Raw genomic sequence first — 3319 nt, forward strand, 5'->3', positions numbered from 1 at the left:
CCCCGACACAAGCCCCGTGACATTTCCGTGCACCAGCATCCGGGGCCTCCGGATCTCCAGGGAACGGCGCCGCCCCTTCCAGGTTCGAGAAACGGTGTGACGGACAGTGATGTTCACCTGCCTCCGCAGCCCATTTTTCGGGTCAGACCCACACCGATGTCTCAGCGCGGGGCGCCGAGACATGGCTTATCCTCGGCCGAGCCGTTTTGGTCCTGCTGGTAGGCGCCGCAGACAACCACCGCCACCGGATGCTTGCCAGTCTGATGTAGCAGCACGAGGGTCTTGTCCACGGGTGGCTGGTTGACGCCTGCCGCGTAGTGAATATAGCCGGTTGCGCCGTTGAAGGTGATGTCGCCGGCTCTGAAGAAAGCTTCCATATCGGTAGGGCGGGCCGTCGGATTGCCGCTATAGGCGATGTTGGAGACCCGGGAGAGCACATGGAAGGCGTCGTATGCCACTGCCGAGTGCCCGTCATCGATCCAGGGGTCCTCGCCCTTGGTCGTGTTTTTGACGAAGGTGTTGTAGTCGCTGACGAAGTTCTCGGTGGCGGAGCCGGCGCGGGCGTCGTCCGCGGGAAGCCGGTGCGCGGAGTAGTAGATCCGCAGCCACTGCTTGTTGTTGAAGACGCCGGTCTGGGAGACGTTGGTGAGCTCGTTGCCGCCGAGCACGGTGACGTCGTGGTGGGTGCAGGTGCCCTGGGTGTCGAAGCTTGTGACGAACGCGATGAAGTCCTGGGCGCGGCTCGACCAGTAGACGACGGTGTCTGGCCGTTCGGATATCTCTTCGCAGACCCGGTTCGCCAGGTCGGTGGCGTTGGTGTAAGTGGGGGTGCCGGCTGGCGGGTTCGTGGGGCCGGTGCCGCCCTGAGTGAAGTTGATCTCCTGCTTCTGGCCGTGGAAGCGGCTCACGAAATGCGCCGCGAGACTTCGGCTGTACAGGTCGCCGTAGTCCTCGATGACGAGGGCCTGTTTGGCTGGGACGCATCCGCCGCTGTCACTGTGCCGGGCAATGATGCGTTGCGTGGCGGCGAGGTTCCCTTCGATCGCGGCCTCGCGGCTGTTGAGCGGTGTGATGGGCCAGTAGACCGACTCGCCGAGCATTTCGTCGGCGGTAGCGGTGGTGCCGATGGTCAAGATATTTGCCTCGTCAAGTACCTCGAGAGCCGCTTTGGTCTCGTTCCTGCTCTGTGCGTAGCCGAGGACGCCGATGACCTGTGCGTAGTCGTCGCTGTGATCGGGACGCGGCTTCCAGGTGCGGACCTGCTCGACCAGTTTCCGCGCCTCCTGCTCGGCGTCGTGGAAGGCCAGGCCGGTCTGACGGACGTCGACCAGCAGGGGGACCTGGCTACGGTCGGCGTTCGAGTCCTGGTTGAGCTTGCGCTGCCAAAGGGCGATACCGCGCAGTTCCGGGATGGTGCCGTCGAAGAGGGTGTCGATGGGGCTGGCTGGGCGGTTCGACACGAAGACCACAATGGTGCGGACAGTCCTGCCACTCCTGAAGAACGTCACGGCACGCTCGTTCTGCTGCCGGATCGCCTCGATCGCCGCGTCGTACCAGCCGGTGGGGTCCGTGGCCACCTGGTCGCTGCGCGCGGACGCGGCCACCGGGTCGGGGCCGCCGACGCAGCCGTGCGAATGGCCTGGCAACAGCACCGTGACGGCTGTCACGGTGAGCACCAGCGTCACCATACCGGCAATTAACGCGTTTATCGCCCTCCAGTCGATCCGGAAGGTCTTCGGCGCCACGCGGCGGATGGGCAGCCCCGGCCGGTTGAAGGACTCGTCGCTGAGCGGCACGAGCACGGGTTTTCCGCTGTTTGGTTCATGGAGCAGATGGCCGGCTGGTCCAAGAGTGACCTCCTGGGATGGTCCGATCCGGTCGAGCAGGGCATCGGACGGCTGGCCGATCGCGATCACCAGAGGGCCCGGCGCATGCGCGCTCGGCCGTATCTCGCAGAACGCGGAAAGGAATCGCTCGGTGCGCACGACCTCCGCAAGAGCCCGCGCGGCTTCCTCCGGGGGGCGCTGCTGCGGGCCGCGGGGCAGCGGTACCAGTAGGACGGGACGGGCCGTGCGGCGGCGCCTCTTGGGCCACAGGCTGCCCGTCGGCGGATCGGACAGGTCCTCCAGCAGGGCCCTCAGCAGCAGTTGCTCCAGCGCTGCCATCGCCTCTTCGTGGCGGGGGTGCCCGTCGGACCGCCCTGCCCCGGCCGCTGCTGTGTCTGCCCGCGCCAAGCGGACGACCTGCCGCAGCGACAGGTCCTCCAGCACCCGGAAGACGTTCTCGTCGACGTTCTCCTGGGCGCCCAGCCATCTGCGGCGTCCACGCCGTCCCGGCAGCCGGACGGGCCGGACGAGTTGATGCGTCTTGCGCCAAGCCCACAGCCGGCGGGGCAGGGTCCGCGTCAGGGGCAGCCACACCAGGCTCACCAGCCAGCCGTACACGGCGCTATGCACAGGCGGGGCGTCTCCGCCGCTGATCGTCCACAGAAAGCCCGGCAGCCCCCCCTGCCGCACCCGCTTGGCGTAGGCGGAGTTCCGCAAACCCCGCGCGCCCGCATCCGGCCCGGCTCCCTCAGCCCGTTTCCGGATGTCATCGATCACGTCTCGCAGCAGTGTGAACTGCGGGAAGCGATCGGGCGTCATGTGCCGGGGTCTGCCAAAGCCGAGCCGGTCACCGGCCTGTTCGGTGAGCAGCGGTCCGCCCGCCTCCGTATCGAGCACCGCATACGGCACCAGCTTCCCGCCCTGGTCGATCGGCTCCCGGAGCGCTTCTACGACCCTGCGGACCCGCTTGTCGTACGCGGGCCCGTCTCCCCGCACCCGCAGAACGAACAACGTCGGTTTCGTCATCAAGTAGCTGCGGTCCACCGGCGCTACCGCCGTCGGGAACTCCCGGACGAAGGTGTCCACTCCCGTGTCGTCCGGGAAGCCATGGAACGCGTCGTGGGATGAGTCCATGGAAGTCTCCGTCGTGTCGAGAGCCGGTCTCCATCAGGTCTGACACCTTATGTCTGACTTCTGGGGGAGCTTGGCCCTCCCCCCTGAATCCCGCTCCTGTAGAGATCATCGGGCGTTCCCGCCTCGCGCGGCGCACCGTGTAGGTGGTTTCTGTTGTCCCAGCAGCGGTTTCCACCGACAGCCGACGAGCGCTGGCCGTGGTTGTAGGTGGTTTCCGTCAGCCCGGTAGCGGTTTCCACCTACGGCTGGGTGGGCCGCGCGTCAGGGCCCTGGGCCGGCAGGGGATTGGTGGCCCCTTCGGCTGTTGTCGAGGCGGCACCCAGGTCGCAACGATCATGCCGCCTGGCCCGTACGGCGAC

At 67.0% G+C, this 3319-nt stretch carries 1 protein-coding gene; it reads right to left on the reverse strand.

The features are described 5' to 3' along the window. Positions 1 to 161: 161 nt before the first annotated feature. The gene (locus AC5LUJ_RS08205) at positions 162 to 2960 is read right to left on the reverse strand and encodes a type 1 periplasmic-binding domain-containing protein (protein WP_493464734.1); all 2799 of its coding nucleotides are present in this window, start codon (positions 2958 to 2960) and stop codon (positions 162 to 164) included. Between the last annotated feature and the right edge of the window lie 359 nt (positions 2961 to 3319).

Source organism: Protofrankia sp. CiP1_Cm_nod3, from assembly GCF_982290655.1.